The 21,828-nt window shown below is 30.0% G+C and carries 47 protein-coding genes; 40 read left to right on the forward strand and 7 right to left on the reverse strand.

Features of this window, described 5'->3' with window-relative positions:
* A complete protein-coding gene (locus COL3_RS12645) occupies positions 1 to 276 on the reverse strand; it encodes a helix-turn-helix transcriptional regulator (protein WP_008422231.1) in 276 nt (91 codons plus the stop codon).
* 319 nt (positions 277 to 595) lie between these two features.
* Here COL3_RS12645 and COL3_RS29585 point away from each other — a divergent pair, with 319 nt between their 5' ends.
* On the forward strand, positions 596 to 718 hold the full coding sequence (locus COL3_RS29585) for a hypothetical protein (RefSeq protein ID WP_008422229.1): 123 nt from the start codon (positions 596 to 598) through the stop codon (positions 716 to 718).
* A gap of 12 nt (positions 719 to 730) precedes the next feature.
* On the opposite strand, the gene COL3_RS12650 is transcribed toward COL3_RS29585, so the two are convergent.
* The gene (locus COL3_RS12650) at positions 731 to 1,096 is read right to left on the reverse strand and encodes a helix-turn-helix transcriptional regulator (protein WP_008422228.1); all 366 of its coding nucleotides are present in this window, start codon (positions 1,094 to 1,096) and stop codon (positions 731 to 733) included.
* Positions 1,097 to 1,280: 184 nt separating this feature from the next.
* On the opposite strand from COL3_RS12650, the gene COL3_RS12655 reads away from it, so the two are divergent.
* Complete coding sequence (locus COL3_RS12655) at positions 1,281 to 1,502, forward strand: helix-turn-helix domain-containing protein (RefSeq protein ID WP_008422227.1); 222 nt, start codon at positions 1,281 to 1,283, stop codon at positions 1,500 to 1,502.
* A gap of 6 nt (positions 1,503 to 1,508) precedes the next feature.
* Complete coding sequence (locus COL3_RS28420) at positions 1,509 to 1,706, forward strand: hypothetical protein (RefSeq protein ID WP_143327539.1); 198 nt, start codon at positions 1,509 to 1,511, stop codon at positions 1,704 to 1,706.
* Positions 1,707 to 1,731: 25 nt separating this feature from the next.
* Here the strand turns inward: COL3_RS28420 and COL3_RS12660 are convergent, their stop codons facing one another.
* Complete coding sequence (locus COL3_RS12660; protein WP_008422225.1) at positions 1,732 to 1,932, reverse strand: KTSC domain-containing protein; 201 nt, start codon at positions 1,930 to 1,932, stop codon at positions 1,732 to 1,734.
* 77 nt (positions 1,933 to 2,009) lie between these two features.
* Between COL3_RS12660 and COL3_RS12665 the strand changes: the two genes are divergently transcribed.
* Positions 2,010 to 2,906: a Rha family transcriptional regulator gene (locus COL3_RS12665; RefSeq protein ID WP_008422224.1), complete on the forward strand. Its 897-nt coding sequence runs from the start codon at positions 2,010 to 2,012 to the stop codon at positions 2,904 to 2,906.
* 53 nt (positions 2,907 to 2,959) lie between these two features.
* Here COL3_RS12665 and COL3_RS12670 read toward each other — a convergent pair whose 3' ends face one another.
* Positions 2,960 to 3,148, reverse strand: a complete 189-nt coding sequence (locus COL3_RS12670) for a hypothetical protein (protein WP_008422223.1) — start codon at positions 3,146 to 3,148, stop codon at positions 2,960 to 2,962.
* Between the two features lie 5 nt (positions 3,149 to 3,153).
* Complete coding sequence (locus COL3_RS12675) at positions 3,154 to 3,471, reverse strand: helix-turn-helix transcriptional regulator (protein WP_008422222.1); 318 nt, start codon at positions 3,469 to 3,471, stop codon at positions 3,154 to 3,156.
* A 189-nt stretch (positions 3,472 to 3,660) separates the two neighbouring features.
* Here COL3_RS12675 and COL3_RS12680 point away from each other — a divergent pair, with 189 nt between their 5' ends.
* Both COL3_RS12680 and COL3_RS28750 read left to right on the forward strand, forming a co-directional pair.
* Entirely contained in the window at positions 3,661 to 3,858 is a 198-nt protein-coding gene (locus COL3_RS12680) for a helix-turn-helix transcriptional regulator (RefSeq protein ID WP_008422221.1), read from the forward strand.
* Between the two features lie 49 nt (positions 3,859 to 3,907).
* A complete protein-coding gene (locus COL3_RS28750) occupies positions 3,908 to 4,072 on the forward strand; it encodes a hypothetical protein (RefSeq protein WP_008422219.1) in 165 nt (54 codons plus the stop codon).
* Between the two features lie 116 nt (positions 4,073 to 4,188).
* Here COL3_RS28750 and COL3_RS12685 read toward each other — a convergent pair whose 3' ends face one another.
* Entirely contained in the window at positions 4,189 to 4,461 is a 273-nt protein-coding gene (locus tag COL3_RS12685) for a hypothetical protein (protein ID WP_008422214.1), read from the reverse strand.
* A gap of 59 nt (positions 4,462 to 4,520) precedes the next feature.
* Here COL3_RS12685 and COL3_RS28755 point away from each other — a divergent pair, with 59 nt between their 5' ends.
* The 29 genes from COL3_RS28755 (at position 4,521) to COL3_RS12800 (ending at position 18,015) form a co-directional block, all read left to right on the forward strand.
* Positions 4,521 to 4,685, forward strand: a complete 165-nt coding sequence (locus COL3_RS28755) for a hypothetical protein (RefSeq protein WP_008422213.1) — start codon at positions 4,521 to 4,523, stop codon at positions 4,683 to 4,685.
* A gap of 44 nt (positions 4,686 to 4,729) precedes the next feature.
* Positions 4,730 to 4,885 carry a hypothetical protein gene (locus COL3_RS28760; RefSeq protein ID WP_008422210.1) on the forward strand — a complete coding sequence of 52 codons (156 nt, stop codon included), beginning with the start codon at positions 4,730 to 4,732 and terminating at the stop codon, positions 4,883 to 4,885.
* Complete coding sequence (locus COL3_RS12690) at positions 4,882 to 5,103, forward strand: DUF5348 domain-containing protein (protein WP_008422208.1); 222 nt, start codon at positions 4,882 to 4,884, stop codon at positions 5,101 to 5,103. Before COL3_RS28760 ends, COL3_RS12690 begins: the two co-directional genes overlap by 4 nt.
* A 206-nt stretch (positions 5,104 to 5,309) precedes the next feature.
* Positions 5,310 to 5,525: an aspartyl-phosphate phosphatase Spo0E family protein gene (locus COL3_RS12695; RefSeq protein ID WP_008422207.1), complete on the forward strand. Its 216-nt coding sequence runs from the start codon at positions 5,310 to 5,312 to the stop codon at positions 5,523 to 5,525.
* On the forward strand, positions 5,509 to 5,682 hold the full coding sequence (locus tag COL3_RS28765) for a hypothetical protein (RefSeq protein ID WP_008422206.1): 174 nt from the start codon (positions 5,509 to 5,511) through the stop codon (positions 5,680 to 5,682). The genes COL3_RS12695 and COL3_RS28765 overlap by 17 nt, the downstream gene beginning before the upstream one ends.
* Before the next feature lie 117 nt (positions 5,683 to 5,799).
* Positions 5,800 to 5,994, forward strand: a complete 195-nt coding sequence (locus COL3_RS12700; protein ID WP_008422204.1) for a hypothetical protein — start codon at positions 5,800 to 5,802, stop codon at positions 5,992 to 5,994.
* Positions 5,982 to 7,721, forward strand: coding sequence for a hypothetical protein (locus COL3_RS12705; RefSeq protein ID WP_008422203.1), 1,740 nt, complete (start codon positions 5,982 to 5,984; stop codon positions 7,719 to 7,721). The genes COL3_RS12700 and COL3_RS12705 overlap by 13 nt, the downstream gene beginning before the upstream one ends.
* Before the next feature lie 10 nt (positions 7,722 to 7,731).
* A complete protein-coding gene (locus COL3_RS12710; protein WP_008422201.1) occupies positions 7,732 to 8,808 on the forward strand; it encodes a lambda-exonuclease family protein in 1,077 nt (358 codons plus the stop codon).
* Positions 8,809 to 8,823: 15 nt separating this feature from the next.
* Positions 8,824 to 9,717, forward strand: coding sequence for a recombinase RecT (locus tag COL3_RS12715; protein ID WP_008422199.1), 894 nt, complete (start codon positions 8,824 to 8,826; stop codon positions 9,715 to 9,717).
* Positions 9,718 to 9,827: 110 nt separating this feature from the next.
* The gene (locus tag COL3_RS28770) at positions 9,828 to 10,622 is read left to right on the forward strand and encodes a hypothetical protein (RefSeq protein WP_008422197.1); all 795 of its coding nucleotides are present in this window, start codon (positions 9,828 to 9,830) and stop codon (positions 10,620 to 10,622) included.
* Positions 10,510 to 11,295, forward strand: a complete 786-nt coding sequence (locus tag COL3_RS12725; RefSeq protein WP_099716638.1) for an ATP-binding protein — start codon at positions 10,510 to 10,512, stop codon at positions 11,293 to 11,295. The genes COL3_RS28770 and COL3_RS12725 overlap by 113 nt, the downstream gene beginning before the upstream one ends.
* A gap of 15 nt (positions 11,296 to 11,310) precedes the next feature.
* Positions 11,311 to 11,484 (forward strand): hypothetical protein, encoded by a 174-nt coding sequence (locus COL3_RS28775; RefSeq protein WP_008422194.1) that lies wholly within the window; start codon positions 11,311 to 11,313, stop codon positions 11,482 to 11,484.
* Positions 11,477 to 12,022: a sigma-70 family RNA polymerase sigma factor gene (locus COL3_RS12730; protein WP_008422193.1), complete on the forward strand. Its 546-nt coding sequence runs from the start codon at positions 11,477 to 11,479 to the stop codon at positions 12,020 to 12,022. Before COL3_RS28775 ends, COL3_RS12730 begins: the two co-directional genes overlap by 8 nt.
* Positions 12,019 to 12,420 carry a hypothetical protein gene (locus COL3_RS12735; RefSeq protein WP_008422192.1) on the forward strand — a complete coding sequence of 134 codons (402 nt, stop codon included), beginning with the start codon at positions 12,019 to 12,021 and terminating at the stop codon, positions 12,418 to 12,420. The genes COL3_RS12730 and COL3_RS12735 overlap by 4 nt, the downstream gene beginning before the upstream one ends.
* Entirely contained in the window at positions 12,420 to 12,611 is a 192-nt protein-coding gene (locus COL3_RS12740; RefSeq protein WP_035283113.1) for a hypothetical protein, read from the forward strand. The genes COL3_RS12735 and COL3_RS12740 overlap by 1 nt, the downstream gene beginning before the upstream one ends.
* A 3-nt stretch (positions 12,612 to 12,614) precedes the next feature.
* The gene (locus tag COL3_RS12745) at positions 12,615 to 13,340 is read left to right on the forward strand and encodes a hypothetical protein (protein WP_008422191.1); all 726 of its coding nucleotides are present in this window, start codon (positions 12,615 to 12,617) and stop codon (positions 13,338 to 13,340) included.
* A 131-nt stretch (positions 13,341 to 13,471) separates the two neighbouring features.
* Positions 13,472 to 13,720, forward strand: coding sequence for a hypothetical protein (locus COL3_RS12750; protein WP_008422190.1), 249 nt, complete (start codon positions 13,472 to 13,474; stop codon positions 13,718 to 13,720).
* Between the two features lie 18 nt (positions 13,721 to 13,738).
* Positions 13,739 to 14,131, forward strand: a complete 393-nt coding sequence (locus tag COL3_RS12755; protein ID WP_008422189.1) for a hypothetical protein — start codon at positions 13,739 to 13,741, stop codon at positions 14,129 to 14,131.
* An 18-nt stretch (positions 14,132 to 14,149) separates the two neighbouring features.
* A complete protein-coding gene (locus COL3_RS28425) occupies positions 14,150 to 14,350 on the forward strand; it encodes a hypothetical protein (RefSeq protein WP_008422187.1) in 201 nt (66 codons plus the stop codon).
* Between the two features lie 16 nt (positions 14,351 to 14,366).
* A complete protein-coding gene (locus COL3_RS12765) occupies positions 14,367 to 14,747 on the forward strand; it encodes a hypothetical protein (RefSeq protein ID WP_008422185.1) in 381 nt (126 codons plus the stop codon).
* Positions 14,748 to 15,075: 328 nt separating this feature from the next.
* Positions 15,076 to 15,330, forward strand: a complete 255-nt coding sequence (locus COL3_RS12770) for a hypothetical protein (protein WP_008422181.1) — start codon at positions 15,076 to 15,078, stop codon at positions 15,328 to 15,330.
* Between the two features lie 14 nt (positions 15,331 to 15,344).
* On the forward strand, positions 15,345 to 15,665 hold the full coding sequence (locus COL3_RS12775) for a hypothetical protein (RefSeq protein ID WP_008422178.1): 321 nt from the start codon (positions 15,345 to 15,347) through the stop codon (positions 15,663 to 15,665).
* Positions 15,666 to 16,538: a DNA (cytosine-5-)-methyltransferase gene (dcm, locus tag COL3_RS12780; RefSeq protein ID WP_242982125.1), complete on the forward strand. Its 873-nt coding sequence runs from the start codon at positions 15,666 to 15,668 to the stop codon at positions 16,536 to 16,538.
* 14 nt (positions 16,539 to 16,552) lie between these two features.
* Positions 16,553 to 16,705, forward strand: coding sequence for a hypothetical protein (locus COL3_RS28780; protein WP_008422175.1), 153 nt, complete (start codon positions 16,553 to 16,555; stop codon positions 16,703 to 16,705).
* A 4-nt stretch (positions 16,706 to 16,709) separates the two neighbouring features.
* Positions 16,710 to 16,919 carry a hypothetical protein gene (locus tag COL3_RS12785; protein ID WP_008422174.1) on the forward strand — a complete coding sequence of 70 codons (210 nt, stop codon included), beginning with the start codon at positions 16,710 to 16,712 and terminating at the stop codon, positions 16,917 to 16,919.
* A gap of 38 nt (positions 16,920 to 16,957) precedes the next feature.
* On the forward strand, positions 16,958 to 17,179 hold the full coding sequence (locus COL3_RS12790; protein ID WP_008422173.1) for a hypothetical protein: 222 nt from the start codon (positions 16,958 to 16,960) through the stop codon (positions 17,177 to 17,179).
* A 47-nt stretch (positions 17,180 to 17,226) separates the two neighbouring features.
* On the forward strand, positions 17,227 to 17,400 hold the full coding sequence (locus tag COL3_RS28785; protein ID WP_008422172.1) for a hypothetical protein: 174 nt from the start codon (positions 17,227 to 17,229) through the stop codon (positions 17,398 to 17,400).
* 52 nt (positions 17,401 to 17,452) lie between these two features.
* Positions 17,453 to 17,653: a hypothetical protein gene (locus tag COL3_RS12795; RefSeq protein ID WP_008422171.1), complete on the forward strand. Its 201-nt coding sequence runs from the start codon at positions 17,453 to 17,455 to the stop codon at positions 17,651 to 17,653.
* Between the two features lie 20 nt (positions 17,654 to 17,673).
* A complete protein-coding gene (locus COL3_RS12800) occupies positions 17,674 to 18,015 on the forward strand; it encodes a hypothetical protein (RefSeq protein ID WP_008422169.1) in 342 nt (113 codons plus the stop codon).
* Here COL3_RS12800 and COL3_RS12805 read toward each other — a convergent pair.
* Positions 17,981 to 18,118: a DUF1451 domain-containing protein gene (locus COL3_RS12805; RefSeq protein ID WP_008422167.1), complete on the reverse strand. Its 138-nt coding sequence runs from the start codon at positions 18,116 to 18,118 to the stop codon at positions 17,981 to 17,983. The genes COL3_RS12800 and COL3_RS12805 overlap by 35 nt on opposite strands.
* A 120-nt stretch (positions 18,119 to 18,238) precedes the next feature.
* Between COL3_RS12805 and COL3_RS29315 the strand changes: the two genes are divergently transcribed.
* The 5 genes from COL3_RS29315 to COL3_RS12830 all read left to right on the forward strand — a co-directional run bounded on the left by COL3_RS29315 (position 18,239) and on the right by COL3_RS12830 (position 21,817).
* Positions 18,239 to 18,766, forward strand: coding sequence for a helix-turn-helix transcriptional regulator (locus tag COL3_RS29315; RefSeq protein WP_008422166.1), 528 nt, complete (start codon positions 18,239 to 18,241; stop codon positions 18,764 to 18,766).
* A complete protein-coding gene (locus tag COL3_RS12815; protein WP_008422165.1) occupies positions 18,767 to 19,006 on the forward strand; it encodes a hypothetical protein in 240 nt (79 codons plus the stop codon).
* Positions 19,007 to 19,224: 218 nt separating this feature from the next.
* The gene (locus tag COL3_RS12820; protein WP_008422164.1) at positions 19,225 to 20,079 is read left to right on the forward strand and encodes a phosphoadenosine phosphosulfate reductase family protein; all 855 of its coding nucleotides are present in this window, start codon (positions 19,225 to 19,227) and stop codon (positions 20,077 to 20,079) included.
* A 15-nt stretch (positions 20,080 to 20,094) separates the two neighbouring features.
* On the forward strand, positions 20,095 to 20,766 hold the full coding sequence (locus COL3_RS12825; RefSeq protein WP_008422163.1) for a hypothetical protein: 672 nt from the start codon (positions 20,095 to 20,097) through the stop codon (positions 20,764 to 20,766).
* A gap of 13 nt (positions 20,767 to 20,779) precedes the next feature.
* On the forward strand, positions 20,780 to 21,817 hold the full coding sequence (locus COL3_RS12830; protein WP_008422162.1) for a nucleoid-associated protein: 1,038 nt from the start codon (positions 20,780 to 20,782) through the stop codon (positions 21,815 to 21,817).
* The last annotated feature ends 11 nt before the right edge of the window (positions 21,818 to 21,828 follow it).

Genomic DNA, 21,828 nt, shown 5'->3' on the forward strand with positions numbered 1-21,828 from the left:
TTATATATTGCAATTTTCATTTACATTCAACTCACATTCACATTTTATATAATTATTATCTTTACACTCTATTTTTATTATACACGGCAAAAGTAATCGAGGGCAAATTTCTAACGCATCAGCAAATCTGTATAACATTCTAATAGTAGGAGATTCAATACCGTTTTCTATTTTAGAGATATATCCTTGAGTAAGGTCCATTTTTTTAGCCAGATTTCTTTGGGATATTTTTCTCATTTTTCTATAGTATCTTAATTCAATTATATGGTTTTCCATCTTTTGTTACTCCTTGTCAAGAAGCTACCAATTAAAATATACACTATTGGAATATATAGTTTAATGAATTATTGTTGGGATATATGGAACATTATTTAGATTATTGTATTATTTAGTAAAACGAAACTTGTCCAAATGTCGAAAGTATTCCAGGATGGAATTCAAGTTTGGGTTTATAATAGTTTTGCAAGGATAATCCTTACACTATAGTAAATTATCGAAAAATTTATTGACTATTATCAGAACACACGTTCGGTAAAACTATTGAATATATGAAAAATTTGGTGTAGAATTATATTAAAGTTGAGGGGGAATTAAAATGGAAGAGGTTAAATTATTAGAAGAAAAGTTAAAAGAGAATTTTAATGATTGTGAGATTGTAGAATTAATGAAAAGTATTTCGGAAATAAAAAATAGATTTATTCTTAATAAAGAAAAATAGACAAGGTGAATATTATCCATCTTGTCTATTTTTCTTTTGAGCTAGTGTAATTTTAGCAGCTAAAACTAAATCTGGAATATCATCTTTTGTTAATGTATATCCATCTTTTAATAATTCATCTATCATTTGAAAAGCTAATTCTTTAGCTGGTTCAATTTCAACTGTAATATTTTTATCGTTTGTTCTGCATAAGAGATAGTCGGTAGTAACATTAAAATATGATGCAATTTTCGATATCATTTCTTTATCAGGACTTCTCTTATTGTTTTCCCAATTAGAAACAGTACCTTTATGCACGTTAAGTATTTTAGCAAATTCTTTTTGTTCTAATTTAATTTCATTTCTTAAATCTCTAAGTCTATCGCCTAACGTATTCATTATGACACCTCCTATACTAAAATTATAATATATAATCTTTTCAAAAACCTTTTAAACGTCAAAATGTAGATTATTTTTATATAAAATCTAAAAAAATCTTGAAAAAGTTATTGACAATCTACAAAATGACGACTAATATATAAATATACCAATCAACAAAACGACAACTGAAGGGAGGGGAAATATGAATAAGGTATTGAGATCTCTTAGAGCAAAACATGGAGATACACAACGAGATTTAGCTGAATTTTTAGGAATTACAGTAAATACCTTAAGTTTTAAGGAAAATGGTAAGTATAAGTTTACATTAGAAGAAGCTTACAAAATATCACAAAGATACAGCACACCGTTGGAAGAAATTTTTTTTAAAGATTTGGACGTCATAACGACAACTAAAGTTGTTTAATTTAGTTTGTCCAGTAAATCAAAAATTATTAAGGAAGGAGAGGAAGAGATGGAAAATAAAATTAAAGAACTAGAAAAATTGTGTAAACCAGTAGCAGATTATTTAAAAGAGAATTTAGACCCACATTGTACAGTGGTTATCACAGATAATCATATTAAATTAGTTAGAGATGAAATTGGCATTCCAGTAGGAAGTGATGACTAAGTACTAGTTAGCCACCACTAAGAGATTAAACCCTATGGTAAGGATGTACTTTATCAAATCGAGCTAAAGCAGATCCTAAAGATGGAGAATTAATAAAATCAATGTATTGTGATTCAGATACATTCATGTATGCGTAAACAGAACCATCTTTGAATTTAATATACATTGTGTTGTTTTCCCAACCGACTGCATTCATTCGACTTGATGAAACAGACCTTAAATTCATAAATATCACCTCCTTAGGTGGTATATTCTACAAATATTTACAGAAACCTTTAAAATTAATAAATTCATGGAGGGAATATGAAAGAATCTAAAAATTCTTTTACTCCTGAGAAGAAATTAGAAACTATAGAAAAGATAATAGGTTTAGTTGAAAGAGAATATGAAGAAACAATTAAAGATTTTAGAACAGTTAATTGTACTGGATTACTAATGAGGTGCATTTTATATGATGCTATCAAAGTTGTAAATGAAAGATTTACTGAAAATAAAATTATTGAAAAACCAATTGAAGAAAATTTACCAATGCAAATCAAAAATGGGGGAGAAAAAATGAATAAACAATTAGAAAACAAAATTTCATCAAGAGAAGTTGCTGAAATGATGGAAGTTAAGCACACAAATTTACTAGCTAAAATAGATGCTATTAATGAGGATTTTGAAAACTCAAAAATCAGTTTTCAAAAATATTGGATAGAAAGCACTTATAAAGTTGAAGGAAACAATAAAGATTATAGAGAGTTTTTAATCACCAAAAGAGGTTGTGAATTCCTAGCACATAAGACCACAGGAACTAAAGGTAATTTATTCACAGATAGGTACATGGATAAATTCGCAATGATGGAAAAGGTAATCAACAATAATTTTTCAATAAATGAATTTAAAGTTCAACTTGAAACTCAAATAAACGATTTAGTTGAATCTAAAATAAATGAAATAGAAGATAAATGCTCCAATTATTATAGACCTTCCAGTTTTGAAAAATCAAATATTGCCAGATATATAAAGCAAAGACTTGGTATTTTAAGAGCTGATGAAGAGTATGAAAGCGTTAAGCAAAGAGTATTAATTAAACTTGGTGCTACGAAATGGGAAGATATACCTATTGAAACCCTAAAAGAGTCATTGAATATAATCGATGAATCTATAAGGATTATAAAGTTGGATAGACCTAGTCAAGTGTCTATGTTTGAGTAAAAAAATAAGACACCTAGTTAAGTGTCTTAATAAAAGAGTGATTTTGGGTAATTTTAAAAGTCAAATTCCATATCAGTTGATGGAAAAACTGGTGCTTGTTGATTTTTATTTGCTTCAGAACTAATTGCGGAAAATATTTCGTTGTATTTAGCAACATAGTCACTAGGATTTTGAAAATCACTCATATTAAGAGATTTGTCTAAATACAGCATTGTTAAATCATGAATTTGATTTTTATCCAATATAATCACCTCCCTTCTTTGAAAACTTTAGCAGTTATTTTTAAAGCTTCAATTTGGGAAGATGATAAATGTTTAGCACTTTCTAAAAGCTCTTTAAGATCTGGAGTAAGTGCAATTGGTTCGAGTTCATTATCAGATAAAAATTGAATCAATGATATATTTAAGGCTTTGCATATTGAATCAAGTTTTTCAATGGTTGGATTAGTTTTATTACTTTCAATATAGCTTAAATGTGAAGGAGCAATATTTGAAAGCTCGGCAAGTTTTCTTAAAGAAATGCCAGCAGTTTCTCTTAGAGTTTTAATTTTAGTACCAATATCCATAAGTATAAGCTCCTTTCAAATGTTATATATATAGAACACTTTATATATTTAATAATAATTAAAATTGTAAGAGATTTCAAGAGAATTAAAGAAAAATAAAGATATTTACTTCTAATGTTCTATATTGAGAACAAATACAGGTTTTAAGTGTTCGATATTTAGAATAAAATATAAACAGGAGGTGAGGCAATGGTCGGAGATAAAATAAAACAACAACGGGAAAATCATAATTTATCTCTTAGAAAATTAGCTGTTAAAAGCGATATAAGTCCTAGCTATTTATATTACATTGAAAAGGGAATATCAAAAAATCCATCAATAAATGTACTACAAAAAATTGCTAATGCTTTAGGGGTAGAAGTAACTAGCTTATTAGATACCGCATAATTAGTTTGTACAATCGACAAAATTTTATTTTAAAAAATGGGAGGTAGAAATGGAAAATAAAAAAAATACACCTAAAACACTACGCGATATTGAAGAAATTCTCTACAAACAAGTGGAGTTGCTTGCAGAGAAATCTAAAGAATGTGAACTTGAAGATTTAAGAGAAAATACTAGAACTATTTTAAGTATTTATTCAGAACTTAAAATTATTTAGTAAAGGAGATGAAAATATGGAAGAAAAAATAAAAGAGCTAGAAAATAGAATAGCTGTGCTTGAAGAGCAAGTTCAAGAGCAGCTAATTGAAAAAGAAAAGGCACTGGATTATTTAGCTACTTCTTTTTCGGAGTCAAATCATAATTCTCAATTAACCAAGCATGATAACTCTCAAGTAGATTGATATTAGCCATAAGTGAATTAAATACAGTAGGTTTATTTACTAGGGTAATCATATAAGCTTGAAATTCTAAAGGATCTAAATCCTTATATTCATTTGGATTAGCATTTTTAATTTTTTCTTTAATTTCTTGAGACATTTTATTAAGAGTTTCTGGCATGAATTTTTCTAAACATTGTTGTTTAAAATTCAAAAAGTTATTATCCATAAAAATACACCCCCTTTCAACATAATTTTACCATATGTAAAGGGAGAAGGGAGAAGAATATGGAAAAATCAAAATCCACTGTAACTTATGAAGAAAGAAAAAAAGTTAAAGAAAAGATATTAGAAACAATATCGACAGAGCTTGAAGGTATTGAAATCACAAGTATTTTTATAACAACATTATTAAAAGAAATTGTATCAGATTTAAACAGTAACCAAATTTAAAGCAAATGAATAAAATAGTATGAATTTTTATCGAGGTGAGCAGATTGAAGTTTAAGGTACATTTACCAGAAGACATGACAGAAATATATAAAAAGATGAACCAATTTAAAGCTGAAAAAATCATTAGAGAATGTACACCTCAACAAGTAGAAGCAATTATTAAGTATCTTGAAGAAAAACAAGGCAAGGAGGATATATGAGAGAAGGGTATTTACAACATAATTCACAAGGTAGATATGAGATACCAGGGGTAACTTATTTTACATCAGGAGAGCGAATTGAAATATTTTATGATGATGTTTGGATATCTGGAAGAATAGAATATTCACAAAGAGAAATGGAGTATTATTTCTTAAATGAAGAAGAAGGAATATATGTTTATGATCTTTCAGGAATCAAAGCAAGAGAAGTAAACTAAAAACTTATGATAGCAAGGCAGAAATGCCTTTAAAAAATAGCTTGTCTGCGAAAAATGCTGTAAAAATGTGTTGGTAATAAATGTAAAATAATTCAAAAGGCGATAAGCCTTAAAAAAATGGCTTGTCTGCGAAAAATGTTGCTGAATTACCTCAAATGAAAGTTAGTCTTTGAAAATTAAATATTATAACCAAGGGGGATGGGAGAATGAAAGGATTTATGACTAATTTTAAGGCAAATGAATCTAAAGAAAAAGCTATAAACAAGATTGATGCAGCTATCGAAAAAGCCAGAGCAGAGATGGAAATGAGTATTGCTAAGAATCCAAACCTTACATCAGAAGAAACAGTTAAGTTAAGTCAGAAATTAGATCCGCTTATTGCACATAAACAGAGGATGATGATTTATGGTTGCTCGATGTAAATGCGGATTGATTTGGAACATAAGTATTAAAACCGAAATACCTAGCGAAGGATATGTATGTCCTAAGTGTAGAACCAAAGATAAGAAAATGATGCAATTAAGGAAAGGAGTTATACCTAATGTTCTGCTTAGAAATAGGAAGAAGTTTCAGGCATAAAGGTGAGAATTGGGAAATTAGAAAAATCTATAGAGATTCATTTTTAGCAATTAATGAGTTTTAAATTAATCTAAAGCAATTTCCGATTTTAAGAATAGTCAAATAGGAGGGATATTGATGCAAATTGAAAAAGATGCATTCATCAAAGCATTAGCTGGAAGTATTTTATGTCCTAGTGATATGAAAATTGAGGTTGAAAAGAAAGATAAAGTTTGTGGCTTTTCATTAGATTGTAAAAGATGCTGGAATGAAGCTTTAAATGGAGTAAGTAATTTTGAACTAATAGGAGGTATTGAAGGATGTCGAAAATAAATTTTTTAAGAGTTAGTAATTTTTTAGGAATAGATGAAATGGAACTTGAAGCATCAAAGATTAATATATTCAAAGGTCCAAATGGTAAAGGTAAGACGTCAGTACTTGAAGTTATAGAAAAAACTTTCACTAATAAGAACAGGCGAACAGAAGTAATTAAGCATGGTCAGGATGAAGCTACAATGTTTGTTGAATTAGATGATGGTTTGAGCATTGATAGAAGAGTAAGGAATGAAAAAGGTAATTACATAAAGGTAAGGCAGGATGGAAAAGGTGCGGATAGCACAGAAAAGTTTATAAGTTCGTTGGTTAACGGAAACATATTTAGGCCTTTAGATTGGGTTAACTTAAGTTCTAAAGAGCAAACAAAGTCATTACTTAGTATGTTAGAAATTGGTTGGAGTGAGGAAGATATCGTAAGCTGGTTTGGCGACCTGGTAGACGATATCGACTATTCACAACACATTCTACTCATTCTAAAGAGTATAGAACAAAAATACTATAAAACACGTGAAGAAGTCAATAGGGAAGTTAAGGAACTTAGAGCACGTATAGATAGCATTTATGTTGATTTACCACCAGAATACAACGGTGAAGAATGGAAAGATAAAAATGTTCAAGAGTATTATGCAAAAGTTAAAGAAGCGCAGGATATTAATAAATGGATATCCGAAGCTAAATCACTTCAGGAGAATTTTAATTCTAAAGTTGAAAGTATTAAGGCTAATGCTGAATCAGAAAAAGCTAGGATAACACTTAAATACAAAGGTGAAACAGAAGATATAAACGATATTATTACTCTTTCTAATTCAAAGATAGAAAAAGCAAAAGATTTTATAACAAATTCGGATCATGAACTTGAAATTAAAATACAAGAATTAACCAACTATAATGTTTCAGAAGAAAACATAGCTGCTAAAAATTACAGTGATGCATTAAAAGATCTTGAAGAAGAATTTAAAAGAAAGAAAGAAGAGATAACTAAAACTTACAGTTCTAATGTTGAATTTCTCAAGGAAAGTCTATCAAAAGGTATTGAAGCAGCTAAGAAAGGTTCAGCTTTAAAAATAGAGGAACAAAAAGACTTAATTTCTATAAATGAAAATAAAATTGCAGTTAAACATCAAGAGTTACTTGGATTAGTTGAAAAAGAAGAAACAGAGAAAAAGTCAGTTGATGAAAAAGTTAAATCTGATATTGAAAAAGAAGAAATCAGAATTGGAAAGGCAGCTAAATATTTAGAGGAACATGAGGAAATTGATATAGCTCCACTTCAAGAAGAAGCTAATCATGTTCAAGAAATGGTTTCCTACTTAAGGGATTGGGATAGGATTATTGAAATTAGAGATAACCAATTAGCACCAAAAGAACGTTATTCAGAGGAACTTACAGTAAAAATAGAAAAGGCTAGAACATTGCCAAGTGAATTGCTTAAGACCGCTAAGATGCCGATAGAAGGTATTAGCGTTGACGAGAATGGTAATGTGAGAATCAATGGAACCCTTATTGATGGATTAAGTGATGGTGAAAAGTTAGAACTAGCTATGAGAGTTGCTAAGGCACAATGTGGATCTTTGAAAATTATCTGCATGGATAAGTGGGAGTCACTAGATACATCAGCACAGGAAGTATTATTAAAGGAAATGACAGAGGATGAATATCAATACTTTGTAACAGAGGTTGCAGCTACAGAGAATGGTGAAATAGAAATTGAAAAGATAGGATAGGTGAATTTATATGAATTTAAATTTAACAGGTGAAGGTAAAGTAAAGTTTATAGAAAATACAGATTTATTTTCTACTGCAAAGGTGATTTTTGATACTAGAACAGATAATGAGGAAAGAACTAAGTGGCTAGAAACTAGAACTAACTCAATTGGAGGTTCTGAGATAGGTTCAATCGCTGGGTTTAATAAGTATGGAAGTTCATTAACGGTATTCAATGACAAATTAGGATTAGGCAAGAAGTTTCAAGGTAATATTCATACAATATTCGGCAATAGAATGGAACCACACATAAGGGAATGGATCCAGGAGGATTTTGAAAAAGCTACAAATATTAAGCTAAAGACTTATGAGTATCCTTACATGATGGTAGACAAAGAAATTGAGTATTTCAGTGCCAATATTGATGGTATTGGCATATTAGAAGATAACTATACTTATTGGGAAAATAGGGATACAGGAGAAGTAAAGTATATATCAGCCAATGAGTTATTTGGACTCGAAATTAAAACTGGTTCAGAGTTCTTAAAAAAGATGTGGGCATGTGAAGAAATTCCAGATAGCTACTATTGTCAATGCCAATGGTATATGGGGGTTACAGGATTAAAGTATTTCTTAATAATTTACTTATTGGGTAAAGAGGTGAATTGGAAAGTGATTCCTAGAAATGATGGAGATATAGAAGCTCTAAGAGAAATAGGTAAAGCCTTTTGGAACAATCATATATTAACTAAGATTCCGCCAGCTCCAACAGGAAATGCTAAAGAAACTGAGGATATAAACTATCAACAAAGTTTAGAGGATGATGATGAAGTTAACATATCTGAAAATAAATTATCTAAGTATAACAAAATATCTGACGAAATCAAAACGCTAGAAACTGAAAAAGAAAGAATAAAACAAGAGATTTTCTTAGAAATGGGTAATTCAAAAAAAGGTACAGATGGATTGTTCAATATTAGCAGATTCGAAGTTAAAAGAGATAGTTTTGATACAAAAAGATTTAAAGAATTATACCCAGTAACTTATGAATCGTTTTTAAAAGGTACAACAGAATTTGTAAATTTAAGAATTAGTAAATGTAAATAGAAAGGATGATAATAGATGGCAAATGTTAATGGAGGTTTAGTTGCTAATAATAGTAATCAAGTGGCTAGAAGTCCACAAACAACAGTAAAAAGTATATTAGCAAATGTTGATTATAAGAAAAGATTTGAAGAAATATTAGGTAAGAAAGCGCAAGGCTTTATCAGTTCAGTTATTAATATATCTAATTCAGTAGGCTTAAAAGATTGTGAACCCAAATCAATAGTCAGTGCTGCAGTAGTTGCAGCCACATTAGATTTACCTATTGATCCAAACCTAGGATTTGCCTATATAGTACCTTACAATGACAAAAATAAAGGGAAAATAGCACAATTTCAAATGGGATATAAGGGATTTATTCAATTGGCTCAAAGAAGTGGTCAATATAAGACAATTAATGCAATAGAAGTATATGAACATGAAATAAAAAAAGTAAATAGATTAACAGGCGAAATTGAACTTGAAGATAATCCAGAGCCATCAACTAAGGTAGTAGGATATATAGCATATTTTAGCTTACTCAATGGATTTGAAAAAGCGTTATATATGACTAGAGAACAGTTAGAAGCACATGGTAAGAAATATAGCCAATCATATAAGAGCAATAAAGATTGGGTTGTTAAAGCAAGTCTATGGAATACAGATTTTGATTCAATGGCGACTAAGACAGTAATTAAGTTATTACTAAGTAAATATGGACCGTTAAGTATTGAAATGCAAAAAGCAGTTACCATGGATCAGGCATATGTAAAAGAAGATGTACTTAAATCAAATTCAGATATAGATGGTTCGAGTGCAGAATATATTGATAACTCTGAAAATAATGAAAACATAGTTGATGCTGAGTATCAAGAAACACCTAATAAAGAGCAAAAAGATATATATGACGGTTCACCATTTCAAGAAGAGTAAATTAAATGAGCCCCTAGTCATAGGGGCACACAAAATAATGAGCATATATAAATATCATATTCTTATTATGCTCAAATTTCACAAAAATATTCAACAAAGGAAGTGATATTTTGGCTCAAAGAAGAATGTTTTCGTTGAAAATTATAGATACAGATCTATTCTTGGATATGCCTATGAGTGCAAGGCTATTATATTACGACTTAGCTATGAGGGCGGATGATGATGGATTTGTATCATCACCTAAAAAAATTCAAAGAATGGTTGGCGCATCTGATGATGATTTTAAATTGCTATTAGCCAAACAGTTTATTATACCTTTTGAAAGTGGAGTATGTGTGATCAAACATTGGAGAATACACAATTATATAAGACCAGACAGATATACAGAAACAATTTATAAAGATGAAAAATATCAGTTAACTGAAGAAAATGGTCAATATGATTTAAATGTCATACCAAATGACATACCAATGGTTACACAAATGGATACACAGGTTAGGTTAGGTAAGGATAGTATAGGTAAGGATAATAAGAAAGAAAGTAAGAAAGCAACATCATATGACGATTTAGTTAATTCTTATACTAACTATCAAGAATTAAAAGATACAATTTATGAATTTATAAAAATGCGTAAGTTGATTAAAAAACCTTTGACAGTTAAAGCGTTGCAGCTAATGTTAACAAAACTCACCAATATATCTAAGAATGTTGATGAAGTTAAAATAGCAGTACTAAATCAATCTATAGAGAATAGTTGGCAAAGCATATATGAACTTAAGGGGGAAAAAAATAATGGATCTGCCAGTAAGTTTAACAAGAATTCTAGCACAAGTAAAAAATACAACGTCTCAATCCCAGAATGGACTCCAAGCGAAAGAACCTCAACAGGCGATGAGCCATTTTAAATGTGATTTATGTAAAGATACAGGATATATAATTAAGCACCAAGAACATAGTCAACCTTTAATGACTCCATGTGAATGCTTAGAAGTTGAAAAGGTAAAGCGATTATGGATTAATAGTGGAATTAATACTGATGATTTAGATAAATCTTTTGGAAACTTTGATGAGTGGTCTAATAAGTCAAAGGAAATGAAAAATAAAGCAATTGAATACTATAAAGCATTTAATGTTATAAGAGCAGAAAGAAGAAATTCAATTTTACTTTGTGGAAATCCAGGTTCAGGCAAGACACATATTGCGCTGGCACTTGCAAATAATTTCTTAAAAAAAGATATAAGAGTTGTATATATGCCTTATAGGGATGTAGTTACAAGTCTTAAGCAAAACATGATAGATGAAGAGTATTACAAAAAGACTTTAAGCAAATATCAAACATGCGAGATTCTTTTGCTAGACGATTTATATAAAGGAAAAGTAAATGAAACAGACGTAAACATAATGTTTGAACTGATTAATTATAGATACTTAAATAGATTGCCAATGATAGTTAGTACAGAGTTCACAATTGAAAAATTATTAAGTTTTGATGAAGCAATAGGAAGTAGGATATATGAAATGTCTAAAAACTTTTTGGTAGAAATAGAAGGAATAGAAAATAATTATAGATTAAGGTAGGAGGGAGAAAACATTATGGGGGCAAACATTAACTTAGAAATAGCCAAGCAAGCAGCAGAGATTAAGCAAAATGATATGACCGGAACTTTAACTATAGAAGCTGCAGTACTACAAGCACAAAGAAATTTAAATAAATTACAAGGATTAAGTGGAGTTATAAAAGCTTTGAGAGGTGAAGAAGATGATTGATGTAACAGAACACATGGGGTTAGCTTATACAGAAGCTAAGAGAATATATCCCAAAATAAATTTAAAGTATGAATTTCAAGATGTAGTTCAAGTTGCTTATTTGGCACTAGTAAAAGCGGGCAAAAATTTTGATGAGAGTAAAGATATTAAATTTTCAACATATGCTATTCCATCAATAAGAGGAGCACTATTGAATTTTATATCTCGTGATAAACAGTTCAATGAAAATAAAGGAGTACCTCATAAATATAAATTCTTATCCTATGAAGCTGAATATGATTGCGGAAATTTAGAGGGCAGGATTGGAACAGATAGCTTTGAAGATGTCCTTATTACCAGAACAGCTTTAAGCCAAGTTATAGAAAAACTTGATATAAGAGAAAGACAAGTATTTAATTTATATTTCATAAATGAGCGTACTCAAAAAGAAATAGCGGAAATGATAAATACGACTCAAGTTCAAGTATCAAGAATAAAAAAAAGAATTGCTCAAAAAGTAAAATCAGCCTTTATGGATTATGAGAAGGTGATTGTATGAGTGAAAAGTATTGTAATGAATGTGGTACAAGCTATGGAGTAGAACTGCATCACATAATGTCTAGAAAGCAGCTTAAACCATTAGAAGATTGTAAGCATAATCATGTGAATCTTTGCTATAACCACCATAGAGATCATAAAACAGGGATTCATCATAATAGAAAATTGTATTTAAAGTATAGGTTGATATTTCAGAATTATTTAGAAATGCACCTTTTAAAAGATTATTTAACTAGAGAAGAAATAAAAGCAGTTTTAGAGATAAAAGATAAGCCTTTAGATAGGCTCTTAAAGAGTATAACAATGCATAAGGGTAAATATGCTAGGGAAGATGTAATTATTAAATGTATGGCAGATAAGAAGGTCACAGAGGATGAAATTTTGGAGTTAGAACTTTAATGGATACCTCAAGAAAGATTTTAACAGACAAGCACAGGTGCCACTTTTGCATGAACTATCAGCCACAATATAAAAACAGTATTAAATTATGTCGTGGACATTGCAGAATTACTGGTGCTTATAAGCAGAGAACGGACAAGTGTAAAAAGTATTTTAAAGAAGGATTACAAATTGGATTCTTGGAGGAATGAAAAATGAATTTAGAAGATAAATTAAAAGATTGTATATCAAATGAACTAGAAAAAGGTGTAATTGAAAAAGTAATTGCAGCGAAATTAGAAGAATGTGTTGGAAAAGCTGTTGAGGGATTATTTAGTTATGGTGGAGAGGTAAAAAAGGTAATAGAAGGTAAAGTCAAAGATGTTATGATTCCATACCTTGAAAACTATGATTATAGTCAATATTTATTAAAGTTAGATAATGTTTTGGTTGAAGTATTAAAAAATTCAGCATTAGATAATAAAAAATTACTAGAAAACTTTAAGGAGCTAATGACGAATGAAGAAATACCTAAGTTAATTAAAATGTCAGATATATTTAATGAGTGGAAAAAGTATGCTGCTAAAGAAGTTGATACATCTGAATTAGAAGAAGATTGCGGAGAATATGAATATTTAGAAGTACGTATGTCATGTGAAGATGTTAGTTCATCATGGAGTGATTATGAAAAGTATATGGTTACCTTTGAGTGTGAGCAGGATGAAAAGTTAAATTTTGAGTTCGAAATATCAAGATGGAAAAAATCAAATAAGAAGACTTTTGATTTGCATTATTATGAAAAGCATGACTTAGAATCATTAAGATATTTAAAAAGTTTTGAAATTTATATGATGAAGATAAAACAAGCATTTTGTGACATAGATCTAGATAATGAAAATGATAGTGATGAAGTAGAGGTTGAAGCTAAACCATATGATTAAAGTTTAAATCTTGCAGGACTAGGAGCGTTGGCAGGGATTACAAATTGCTAATGTTAAGGTTACTGCAAATCATGAGGGGAGTTTTCCCCTCGTTAAAAACAAAAAATGAGTATTAGAGGAGAAAGTGAAATATGAAGAAAGATGATGTTGAAGTTATTATAAAGATTGCAAAAAGAGCAGAACAAAAAGGATTACTTAGGTTTGATAGAATATCGCTTATCATGGATTTAGAGTATACACATGAAGAATTTAATTTAAGGCTAAATGATCTATTAAATGCTGACGATGTTAATTTTACTCATGATATATGCGGTATACAAAGTAATTTAAGTAGATCATCAAAGAAGATGGAAAATAACTTTTTACCACGATTTATATAGAGTAGAGGGATATTAGAGATGGATAGACCAAATGATTTGCCTAACCGCTTAGAATGTGCTTATTGTAAAAGAAATAATAAACATGGTGGAGAGTGCCAAGGTAAAAGTATAAATAGGAATGAAGAAGGATGCTTATTTTTTACAATGGATGAAAGGGGTTGTATAAGAAACCAAGATTCAAACATTCCATTTAGTTTGTATAGAGAAATTCCTCCTCTAAATATGTGGAGTGATGGATGGACCCTTTATGGAAATGATACAGAAATAAAAATTAATAAAATATATGGACTAAGTTGGGATGAAAGAAAAGGCTTATTAAAGGTTAAATGTAACTATGATTATTACATTAATGAATTTTCAGAAGGCTATGAAAAGGAAAAGAATAAACCTGATTTAAAAGTTATTAAATAATTTGGAGGGTGAAAAAATATGAAAAATACATTAGGCGATTTAAACAATCACTTATTTGCTCAATTGGAAAGGCTTAATGATGAAGAAATAAAGGGAGAAGTTGGACATACATGTATTAAAGGGATTTACCTAGATGAATTAGATCCTGGCGTTGGCAGAATTGAAGATGAAGTAATGGAAGAATGCAGTATTATGTGCCAATTAGTAAATAGTTTATAGAAAGTGAGGTAGAGCAATGAGCAGAAAAGAAATGTTTGAAATAGATAAATTTATAAACTTAAGTGAATTACCAGAAGATGAAGCAAGAAAAAGAGTTGAAGAAGCTCCAGAAGTTTGTCCTATAACTGGATTGTTAAAAATAGAATCATATTGGTTTGATGAAGGAGTTGTATATGGATATCCAAAACCATATGATGCATATACATTGCCAACTTATGATGAAGAAACACAAGAATTTTCAAGAGTAAAAATTGATATGGATGATGATTTTAGAAGAGAATATGAGACAGTATGTGAATTAGATGATTTAAGAGATAGAGAGGACTTTGAAGAAATTAAAAAGTTCTATGGCATTGGTGCTTTAGATAAGTTAATTGATGAAATAATGCAAAGCTAGTCCTACGCAATACTAAAAGTGGAGGTAAATAAATGAGTAGAGAGATTAAATTTAGAGCGTGGCACAAAAATATTAAAGAAATGTGTATGAATGTGACTACTGATAAACAATCAAGTAAAATGGACTTCTGAAGAGAATGCATTAATGATAGAACTTCATAATAAAGGTTATGACAACTATGCAATAGCGCAGATATTAAATAAAACTCATTTGAGCATAAGCTATAGATTGAAAAAAGCTAATAATTAATCATTGTGAAGATTATGGTCAAGCGATTAACTGGGAATAGTATGGAATCTGTAGAAGTTAAATTGAAAGGGTGAGTAAAATGAATGAAAAATTTGAATATAAATTTACGCTACCATTTAAGGTTGAAAATTGTTTAAATTGTCCTTTTAGGAAGGAACAAATACATTTTGAAAATGTAGACAGCATTGATAAGCTTAGTGGGACATGTGTTATTCATAGAAAAGAATCTTATTGCATGTTACGAGATAAGATGATTTTCAATAATGAAAGAGTAGATAGACATAATAGTGAATGTCCATTAAAAAATAACATTACGATTGCTCGTGATATGTAAAAAGGGTGTAGTGAATGGTTAGAGTAATCAAAGTTCAAGAAACGGATATGATGGGATATTCAGGAGATACAAAATATTTTACATCTTTGAAGAAAGCTAAGAGATATTTTAAAAAGTTATTCAATAGGAATAAAGCTGATTTAGTTAGTGAAAATGAAGGATATGGAGAAAAGCCAGTTTTTTATAGAAATATCAAATCAACAGAAAGGCTAAAAGGTAGAAGATACAAGGAAGCATGTCTGGAATGTTTAACTGAAAATACCTCAGAGAATGGAACGGAATATGATACAGAGATAATAACAATTTCACTAGAGGAAATTAAAATAGAAAGTTAGGTGAAAATCTTGATAACAGCAAAGAGTTATTTTAGTGGAGCTGGAGGAATGGATTTAGGATTAGTACAAGCAGGAATAAACATTCTAGAATCATATGAGATTGATAAAACTTGTTGTGAAACTTTAAGAAATAACTTTTCTCATGAAGTCCATGAGACAGATATAAGTAAGATTACAGTATTAGATCAGCAGGATGCAGATGTTTATGTTGGTACATTTCCATGCACTAGATATTCAGCTATAGCTGATATTCATGGGACTAGAAATGGTGATGATTTATTCTTGCATTTCTTTAGACATGTAGCATTAACAAGGCCTGAAATGTACATTGTTGAGAATGTTCCAGGGATGAAAAAATTTAGAGTAGTCATGGAAGCTCTTACTAAACTTCCTGAATATTATGTTAGAGTTGAATGTCCAGTAAATGCAAACATATGGCTGCCGCAGGAGCGAAAAAGGTTAGTTGTGATAGGTAGTAAAAAGCCTTTTGATGATTTAGAATATCCAGCTACAAAGCCAATAAGGCTAAAAGATATTATTGAAAAAGATGCTGCTATAGATATTCCTGATTATGTCTATAGCAGATTAAACGGAAAGTACAGAGATAAGCCAATAATAAGTGATCCAAACTTAGATGATTTAGCACCAACGTGTGTAGCTCATTATTCAAAGGATTTAAGTACCAGGTTAATTAAAGATGGTAATAATATAAGACCTTATACTCCTAAAGAATGGGCAAGGCTTCAAGGGTTCCCAGATGATTTTAAATTTAGTGGGAATGATAGAGCAATATATAAACAGGTAGGTAATGCAGTTGCAGTACCTATGGGAAAATGGGTTGGTGAACAAATAAAAAAGTATTTCAGTATGTAGAAGGGGCAAAGAGTATGGAGTGCAATAGATGTTCTAAAAAATGTGAATACAATAATACTGATGAAGCACCATGCGACCATTGCAAACATAAAGAAAAGCTGAATTCAAATATATGCAATGAATGTATAGAAGGTGAATGTAAATTTAAAAAAATAAAGGAGCAGTAGTGCAATGAAAGTAGTAGTTGAGAATATTCCACAAGATAAGTTTTGGGATATACAAAATAATATATTAAGGTTGTTAGTGGAAAATGGATTTGAAGAAGTAGAAACTATTCAAATGGAAGATGCATTAAGCACAGAGCTTGTTGGAATTGAATTAGAAATAAAAAAAGTTGAAAGTAAAAAGCAATATATTACTTCATCAAGTGCATGTGGTTAATACGTCATACTAATAATTTGTAAAAAGGGTGAAGTAAAATGAACAGAGAACAATTAGAAAAATATTTAAAAAAGAAAGTAAGGATAAGATTATTTGATGGAGAAGAAATTGAAGGTCGTTTGAGAAAAAGTGGAGAAGATGACTTTAAAAATAATCCCAATTTGTTTATTCCTAAAAATTATTATTTTGTAGTAGATGAAAATTTAAACTGTGTATCTTGTTTGTTTAAAGTATCTCACATACAAAAGATAGATATATAGTTCTCAATACTAAGAGGAACGGTAGTTGTAGAAAGGGTGTGCAGTAAATGTTTAATAAAATAATAAAGATAAAAGTGCCAAAAGAATGCAAGTGCAAAAACTGTGGGAAAATGGCAAAAATAGAATTTGCAAGACTTACTTTAGATTATGTTTTAGTTGCGGAATATATGTGTGGATGCAAGAGAACAATAGTGAGAACTAAATCGATTGATTTTATTTAGCTAATATCAAAAGTAGTTTATAAAAAGTAAGAAGAAAAGGAGAATTAATTTTATGGGAATTGATATGAGTAATTACAAAATGATTTATAAAGAACAAGTATTTAATGTGGTTGGAGTTATTCCAACTATATATGCAGAATCAACGAATGAAATACCTAAAATTCAATTTATAGAGGCTTCATATATCGATGAAAATGGAGAGTTAAGAATTGTTCGTGACGAGGCATGGTGCTTTAAATTCGTAAGACGATAAATTTAAGAAGGTTGGTGAAAATGAATAATAGCATATTAGAAAAGATCGATTTTTATTGCGATATGGTCCAGAAAGGAAAACCTTGTGCATGTGAAGCCATTCAAGATAGATATGTTTCAGAAGCTATTAATAAAATTAATAATTTTAAATTAAGGTCTTATATTGAAGAATTAGCTTTAGGATGGAAAACAATATGGGTTTACAAAGATGAATATATGCTTGAAGTAATAAAAAAGCTACCAGAACAACCAAAAACAATTTTTGATCATTGGATTTTAGGTAAAGCTTTTGGTTATTCTGATGAAGCCATAAGGAATTTTATACAAACTAAGCTCTTGTATAATCAGTTGCATGACACTTAGGACATGGAGGTAAAGTGTCGGAACTTTGGTCTAGATGTACTAATTCACCGCATTTAGTGCATCTATAAGTACCAATACCTGGTTTTTCTCCTGTAGTTGGCATATATATCATCTCCTTTCTTACAACAATAGTTCGATATTGTTTTACCAAAATCCTTTTAAAATATGAAAAAATATCAAAATGTAATATAAATATACAAAAATAAGAATTGGAGGAATAAGAATGGATATAGGATTAATGATTGCTACAGAAAGAATTAATCAGAATTTATCTACAAAAAAATTAGCTGAAGCGGTTGGTTGCAGTCCAAGAGCAATTGAATATTGGGAACAGGGTAAAAGAGGAATAAGTTTTGCTAAATTCGAGAAAGGTATGTTAGGTGAAGAACCAGATTGGGTACAAGAAAAAAGGAAAGCTGATTCATCCAATCCAAGTAAACTCAACCATAATAGAAAGTGGACTAAAGCAGAAGATAATTTGCTTATAGAGAAAACTAAATTATGCAGATATACGTATAAAGATTTAGCAAGAGATTTTAATAGAACTGAAAATGCGATTAAAAGAAGGCTACATGATTTAGCAGTACCGTATAGACCAGTTCCTTTAGATACACATGTTAAATGGACTGATGAAGAAAACAAGAAAATGTTTGAACTTCATGAAAAAGGTTATGACACATATGCTATAGCTCAAGCCTTAAACAAAACTCACTTAAGTATTTCGGATAGATTAAAGAAAGTGGTGATTTAATTGGATGAAATAAAAAGAATACCAACTAAACTGGAGATAAAAGAGTTTCTTATAACTTTTGAGTATGAAACTTGGAAAGGGCATCATAGGAAAATAGACAAAAGAAGAATTAAGCATGTAGATTTAGAATTAGCTAGAAAAGAATTTAAAAGAGTAGCAAATAAATTTAGAACTGCGTTTAATGTACAAATTCTAAACGTGGAAGAAATTAAAGAAAATAAGCAAGAGATTGTTTTATAGAAATAAGTTAACAATCCAATCGATCCTGGTACACCAGGTTGCTTAGTAATTATTAGGTTAGCCACTTAGTAATTATCAAAAAGGCATGAGTAAAGCGTAAAATGCACTCGCTGGGGAGTAAGCTCCGAATAGTATAAATAAGCCAGCAAGGTCACTCGGAGAAACCTAAAACCATTTCCTATTTAACTGAGGCAATTTAGTTGAATAGGTGATTAGGATTGTTAACACGAAGAAGGAAAGATTATCAGCCAATAGTAGATACATCAAAATTAGTAAAAAAATCAATATCAAGATTAATAGAATTTCAGAATAGGGATCCAAACAGGATAACAATAGTAGCATTTAGTGGAGGAAAAGATAGCATAGTAATTTACCTTTTAGCAATATTAAGTGGAATAAAATTCGTTCCAATATATTCACCAACTAGTGCAGATCCGCCTGAGTTGATATGGTTTATTTTAAGGATATTCAATCCATGGGCAAAATCAAATGGTTATCCAGAGGTCATATTTCAAAAGTATAACAAATGGAAAAAGGGCAGTAAAAAAGGCAAATTAAAAACAATGTGGGCGTTATTGAGTAATAGAGCAATACCACCATCAAGGCTTAAGCGTTATTGTTGTTCAGAACTAAAAGAAAGAACAGGAGAAGCTGGAGATACAGTAATAACAGGTGTTAGATGGGAAGAAAGCGAAGATAGAAGCAAACAATCTATGGTTAATTTTTTCAACGGTAAAATAATGGTTAGGATAATTGTAGATTGGAAAGAGACAGATGTATGGAGCTTTATTATAGAAAATAATATTCCATATTGTGAGCTTTACGATCAAGGATGGGATAGGTTAGGATGCATTGGATGCCCTTTAGGAACAAATCAGAAAAAAGAATTAGCTGCTTATCCAAACTTCAAAAGGCTTTATATAAGGTCCTTTAATAATATGGTTAATTACAGAATATCAAAAGGTCTTACAGAAGATAGAGGATGGAGAACAGGAGAAGATATTATGAAATGGTGGGTAGGCGATTGTAAAAAGAAGAGAGAAGAAACAGAAGGTCAATGCTCAATGTTTTAGAAGAAGGTGAGGTAATTGAAAAAGTTAAATATTTTAGAAGGCCAAATTGATTTATTCAATATGCCTATTCAAGAACCTATTATCAAGCCTAAAGAAAAAGTTATAGTTGAGAAACAAGAGATAAAAGAAGATTACTTCCAGAATATAATAAATCTTTATAAAGAAAGCTGTAATAGAATCATAAAAACTGTTTCTGGAGCATTACTTGTTGAATTAGAAGATAAGACAAAGTATTTTAATGGACAAGGCGTGCATGAATTTGATTTAGGTATAGATATAGGATTAATACCGGCAGATGAGATCCTTATCGTTAACCAAGATAAACATTTAAATGAAATACAGCTTAAAAAATTAGAAGAAATTAATCCAAATAAATATATAAAGCGTAAAGGTGATGCAAACATAATAATACCTGGTGATAAAACTACAGTTATAACACCTCGTGGATGGATAATAGAGTGGGATCAGAAACCCTTATATAAAGAAGATGAAGTTGTCTTGAGAACAATAGAAATAAAAGTTCCAGATCAAAATTTAAATGCAGGAGATATCGTTGAATTTGAATATGCAAAAGAAACATATAAAGGGAAAATAGTAAGCATTTATAACAATGGCGAAACTATAAATGTAGTTTGGAATGGCAAACATACGGCCTTTTATTACAAATGTGTAAGAAAGATAGCTTAGGAGGGATAAAGCAATGGAGTATATTAATGAAATTAATATTAATGAAGCTGTAATTCATGTGCTAGATAGCAATGGAGAAGAAGCAATATTAAATGAATACAGTTTGGAATTAGACGAAGATACTTATATGTTTTTATACAAGCATATTGAAAAGTGTTTAAAAGATGAAGAGCTTAGATATGCAAAATTCAATCAAGAAAGAAGTATGGTTAAAGAAGTAACTCAAGATTATCTAAAAGGAATAGATAAAGATCTAATAAATTCATCCAAAGAGTTAGCTAAGCAATTATTCATGATAATGTTAGGCAATGTAAATATTCCAAGTGCTGATTTAATAGTTGCATCAATAACTACAGATCAAGGCCCTATGGTTGCAATACTTAAATTAGATTATGTTAAGAACTTTACTCATGAAGTCCAATTCATAGATAAAAAAGTAGGAGTTGGAATTGTACCACAAGCAGCAGGACTTCCGGGCAGAGGACAAAAAATACAAAAGGCTGCATTCATTAAACCAATTAGAGAAGATGAAAGATACAATTTAATGGTTTTAGATAAGCAAAAAAGTAGTAAGGAAGATGAATATGGAGCCAATTATTTTATAAATACATTTTTAGGTGCAAGCATAGTAACTAATGAAAGAGATATGACTAAAACTTTTGTAAAGGCAGCTGAGAACTGGACCAGAAAAAATATTACGGATGATGCAGTAAAAGCCGAAGAGATTAGAAGTACTATAAAAACTAAGTTAAAAGAAGAAGATACAATAAATATAAATGAATTTTCAGAGATATTGTTTGAAGAAGATCCACAAATGGGAGAAGATTTTTCAAGTTATATAAAACAACAAGGATTAAACGATGAGGTGTTAGTGGACAAGACTTGGGTAGAAAAGAAACTAAAGAGGACAAGGCTTAATATAGATAAGCAGATAGATTTATACATCAATGAAGATGCTTATCATGATTCTAGCAAATTTGAAATAGTACCCAATGGTGATGGATCCATAAACATGATAATAAAGAATGTTATTAATTATATAGAAAAATAACCATATAACTT

Origin of the sequence: Clostridium sp. LS (genome assembly GCF_002760435.1) — a bacterium.
Lineage (GTDB): Bacteria > Bacillota > Clostridia > Clostridiales > Clostridiaceae > Clostridium.

Excerpts from the sequence above, each read along its gene's own strand:
- COL3_RS12645 (WP_008422231.1), bottom strand. The coding sequence starts at position 276 with ATGGAAAACCATATAATTGAATTAAGATACTATAGAAAAATGAGAAAA.
- COL3_RS29585 (WP_008422229.1), top strand. The coding sequence starts at position 596 with ATGGAAGAGGTTAAATTATTAGAAGAAAAGTTAAAAGAGAATTTTAAT.
- COL3_RS12650 (WP_008422228.1), bottom strand. The coding sequence starts at position 1,096 with ATGAATACGTTAGGCGATAGACTTAGAGATTTAAGAAATGAAATTAAA.
- COL3_RS12655 (WP_008422227.1), top strand. The coding sequence starts at position 1,281 with ATGAATAAGGTATTGAGATCTCTTAGAGCAAAACATGGAGATACACAA.
- COL3_RS12660 (WP_008422225.1), bottom strand. The coding sequence starts at position 1,932 with ATGAATTTAAGGTCTGTTTCATCAAGTCGAATGAATGCAGTCGGTTGG.
- COL3_RS12665 (WP_008422224.1), top strand. The coding sequence starts at position 2,010 with ATGAAAGAATCTAAAAATTCTTTTACTCCTGAGAAGAAATTAGAAACT.
- COL3_RS12675 (WP_008422222.1), bottom strand. The coding sequence starts at position 3,471 with ATGGATATTGGTACTAAAATTAAAACTCTAAGAGAAACTGCTGGCATT.
- COL3_RS12680 (WP_008422221.1), top strand. The coding sequence starts at position 3,661 with ATGGTCGGAGATAAAATAAAACAACAACGGGAAAATCATAATTTATCT.
- COL3_RS28750 (WP_008422219.1), top strand. The coding sequence starts at position 3,908 with ATGGAAAATAAAAAAAATACACCTAAAACACTACGCGATATTGAAGAA.
- COL3_RS12685 (WP_008422214.1), bottom strand. The coding sequence starts at position 4,461 with ATGGATAATAACTTTTTGAATTTTAAACAACAATGTTTAGAAAAATTC.
- COL3_RS28755 (WP_008422213.1), top strand. The coding sequence starts at position 4,521 with ATGGAAAAATCAAAATCCACTGTAACTTATGAAGAAAGAAAAAAAGTT.
- COL3_RS12690 (WP_008422208.1), top strand. The coding sequence starts at position 4,882 with ATGAGAGAAGGGTATTTACAACATAATTCACAAGGTAGATATGAGATA.
- COL3_RS12695 (WP_008422207.1), top strand. The coding sequence starts at position 5,310 with ATGAAAGGATTTATGACTAATTTTAAGGCAAATGAATCTAAAGAAAAA.
- COL3_RS28765 (WP_008422206.1), top strand. The coding sequence starts at position 5,509 with ATGGTTGCTCGATGTAAATGCGGATTGATTTGGAACATAAGTATTAAA.
- COL3_RS12700 (WP_008422204.1), top strand. The coding sequence starts at position 5,800 with ATGCAAATTGAAAAAGATGCATTCATCAAAGCATTAGCTGGAAGTATT.
- COL3_RS12705 (WP_008422203.1), top strand. The coding sequence starts at position 5,982 with ATGTCGAAAATAAATTTTTTAAGAGTTAGTAATTTTTTAGGAATAGAT.
- COL3_RS12710 (WP_008422201.1), top strand. The coding sequence starts at position 7,732 with ATGAATTTAAATTTAACAGGTGAAGGTAAAGTAAAGTTTATAGAAAAT.
- COL3_RS12715 (WP_008422199.1), top strand. The coding sequence starts at position 8,824 with ATGGCAAATGTTAATGGAGGTTTAGTTGCTAATAATAGTAATCAAGTG.
- COL3_RS12725 (WP_099716638.1), top strand. The coding sequence starts at position 10,510 with ATGGATCTGCCAGTAAGTTTAACAAGAATTCTAGCACAAGTAAAAAAT.
- COL3_RS28775 (WP_008422194.1), top strand. The coding sequence starts at position 11,311 with ATGGGGGCAAACATTAACTTAGAAATAGCCAAGCAAGCAGCAGAGATT.
- COL3_RS12730 (WP_008422193.1), top strand. The coding sequence starts at position 11,477 with ATGATTGATGTAACAGAACACATGGGGTTAGCTTATACAGAAGCTAAG.
- COL3_RS12735 (WP_008422192.1), top strand. The coding sequence starts at position 12,019 with ATGAGTGAAAAGTATTGTAATGAATGTGGTACAAGCTATGGAGTAGAA.
- COL3_RS12740 (WP_035283113.1), top strand. The coding sequence starts at position 12,420 with ATGGATACCTCAAGAAAGATTTTAACAGACAAGCACAGGTGCCACTTT.
- COL3_RS12745 (WP_008422191.1), top strand. The coding sequence starts at position 12,615 with ATGAATTTAGAAGATAAATTAAAAGATTGTATATCAAATGAACTAGAA.
- COL3_RS12750 (WP_008422190.1), top strand. The coding sequence starts at position 13,472 with ATGAAGAAAGATGATGTTGAAGTTATTATAAAGATTGCAAAAAGAGCA.
- COL3_RS12755 (WP_008422189.1), top strand. The coding sequence starts at position 13,739 with ATGGATAGACCAAATGATTTGCCTAACCGCTTAGAATGTGCTTATTGT.
- COL3_RS28425 (WP_008422187.1), top strand. The coding sequence starts at position 14,150 with ATGAAAAATACATTAGGCGATTTAAACAATCACTTATTTGCTCAATTG.
- COL3_RS12765 (WP_008422185.1), top strand. The coding sequence starts at position 14,367 with ATGAGCAGAAAAGAAATGTTTGAAATAGATAAATTTATAAACTTAAGT.
- COL3_RS12770 (WP_008422181.1), top strand. The coding sequence starts at position 15,076 with ATGAATGAAAAATTTGAATATAAATTTACGCTACCATTTAAGGTTGAA.
- COL3_RS12775 (WP_008422178.1), top strand. The coding sequence starts at position 15,345 with ATGGTTAGAGTAATCAAAGTTCAAGAAACGGATATGATGGGATATTCA.
- COL3_RS28780 (WP_008422175.1), top strand. The coding sequence starts at position 16,553 with ATGGAGTGCAATAGATGTTCTAAAAAATGTGAATACAATAATACTGAT.
- COL3_RS12785 (WP_008422174.1), top strand. The coding sequence starts at position 16,710 with ATGAAAGTAGTAGTTGAGAATATTCCACAAGATAAGTTTTGGGATATA.
- COL3_RS12790 (WP_008422173.1), top strand. The coding sequence starts at position 16,958 with ATGAACAGAGAACAATTAGAAAAATATTTAAAAAAGAAAGTAAGGATA.
- COL3_RS28785 (WP_008422172.1), top strand. The coding sequence starts at position 17,227 with ATGTTTAATAAAATAATAAAGATAAAAGTGCCAAAAGAATGCAAGTGC.
- COL3_RS12795 (WP_008422171.1), top strand. The coding sequence starts at position 17,453 with ATGGGAATTGATATGAGTAATTACAAAATGATTTATAAAGAACAAGTA.
- COL3_RS12800 (WP_008422169.1), top strand. The coding sequence starts at position 17,674 with ATGAATAATAGCATATTAGAAAAGATCGATTTTTATTGCGATATGGTC.
- COL3_RS12805 (WP_008422167.1), bottom strand. The coding sequence starts at position 18,118 with ATGCCAACTACAGGAGAAAAACCAGGTATTGGTACTTATAGATGCACT.
- COL3_RS29315 (WP_008422166.1), top strand. The coding sequence starts at position 18,239 with ATGGATATAGGATTAATGATTGCTACAGAAAGAATTAATCAGAATTTA.
- COL3_RS12830 (WP_008422162.1), top strand. The coding sequence starts at position 20,780 with ATGGAGTATATTAATGAAATTAATATTAATGAAGCTGTAATTCATGTG.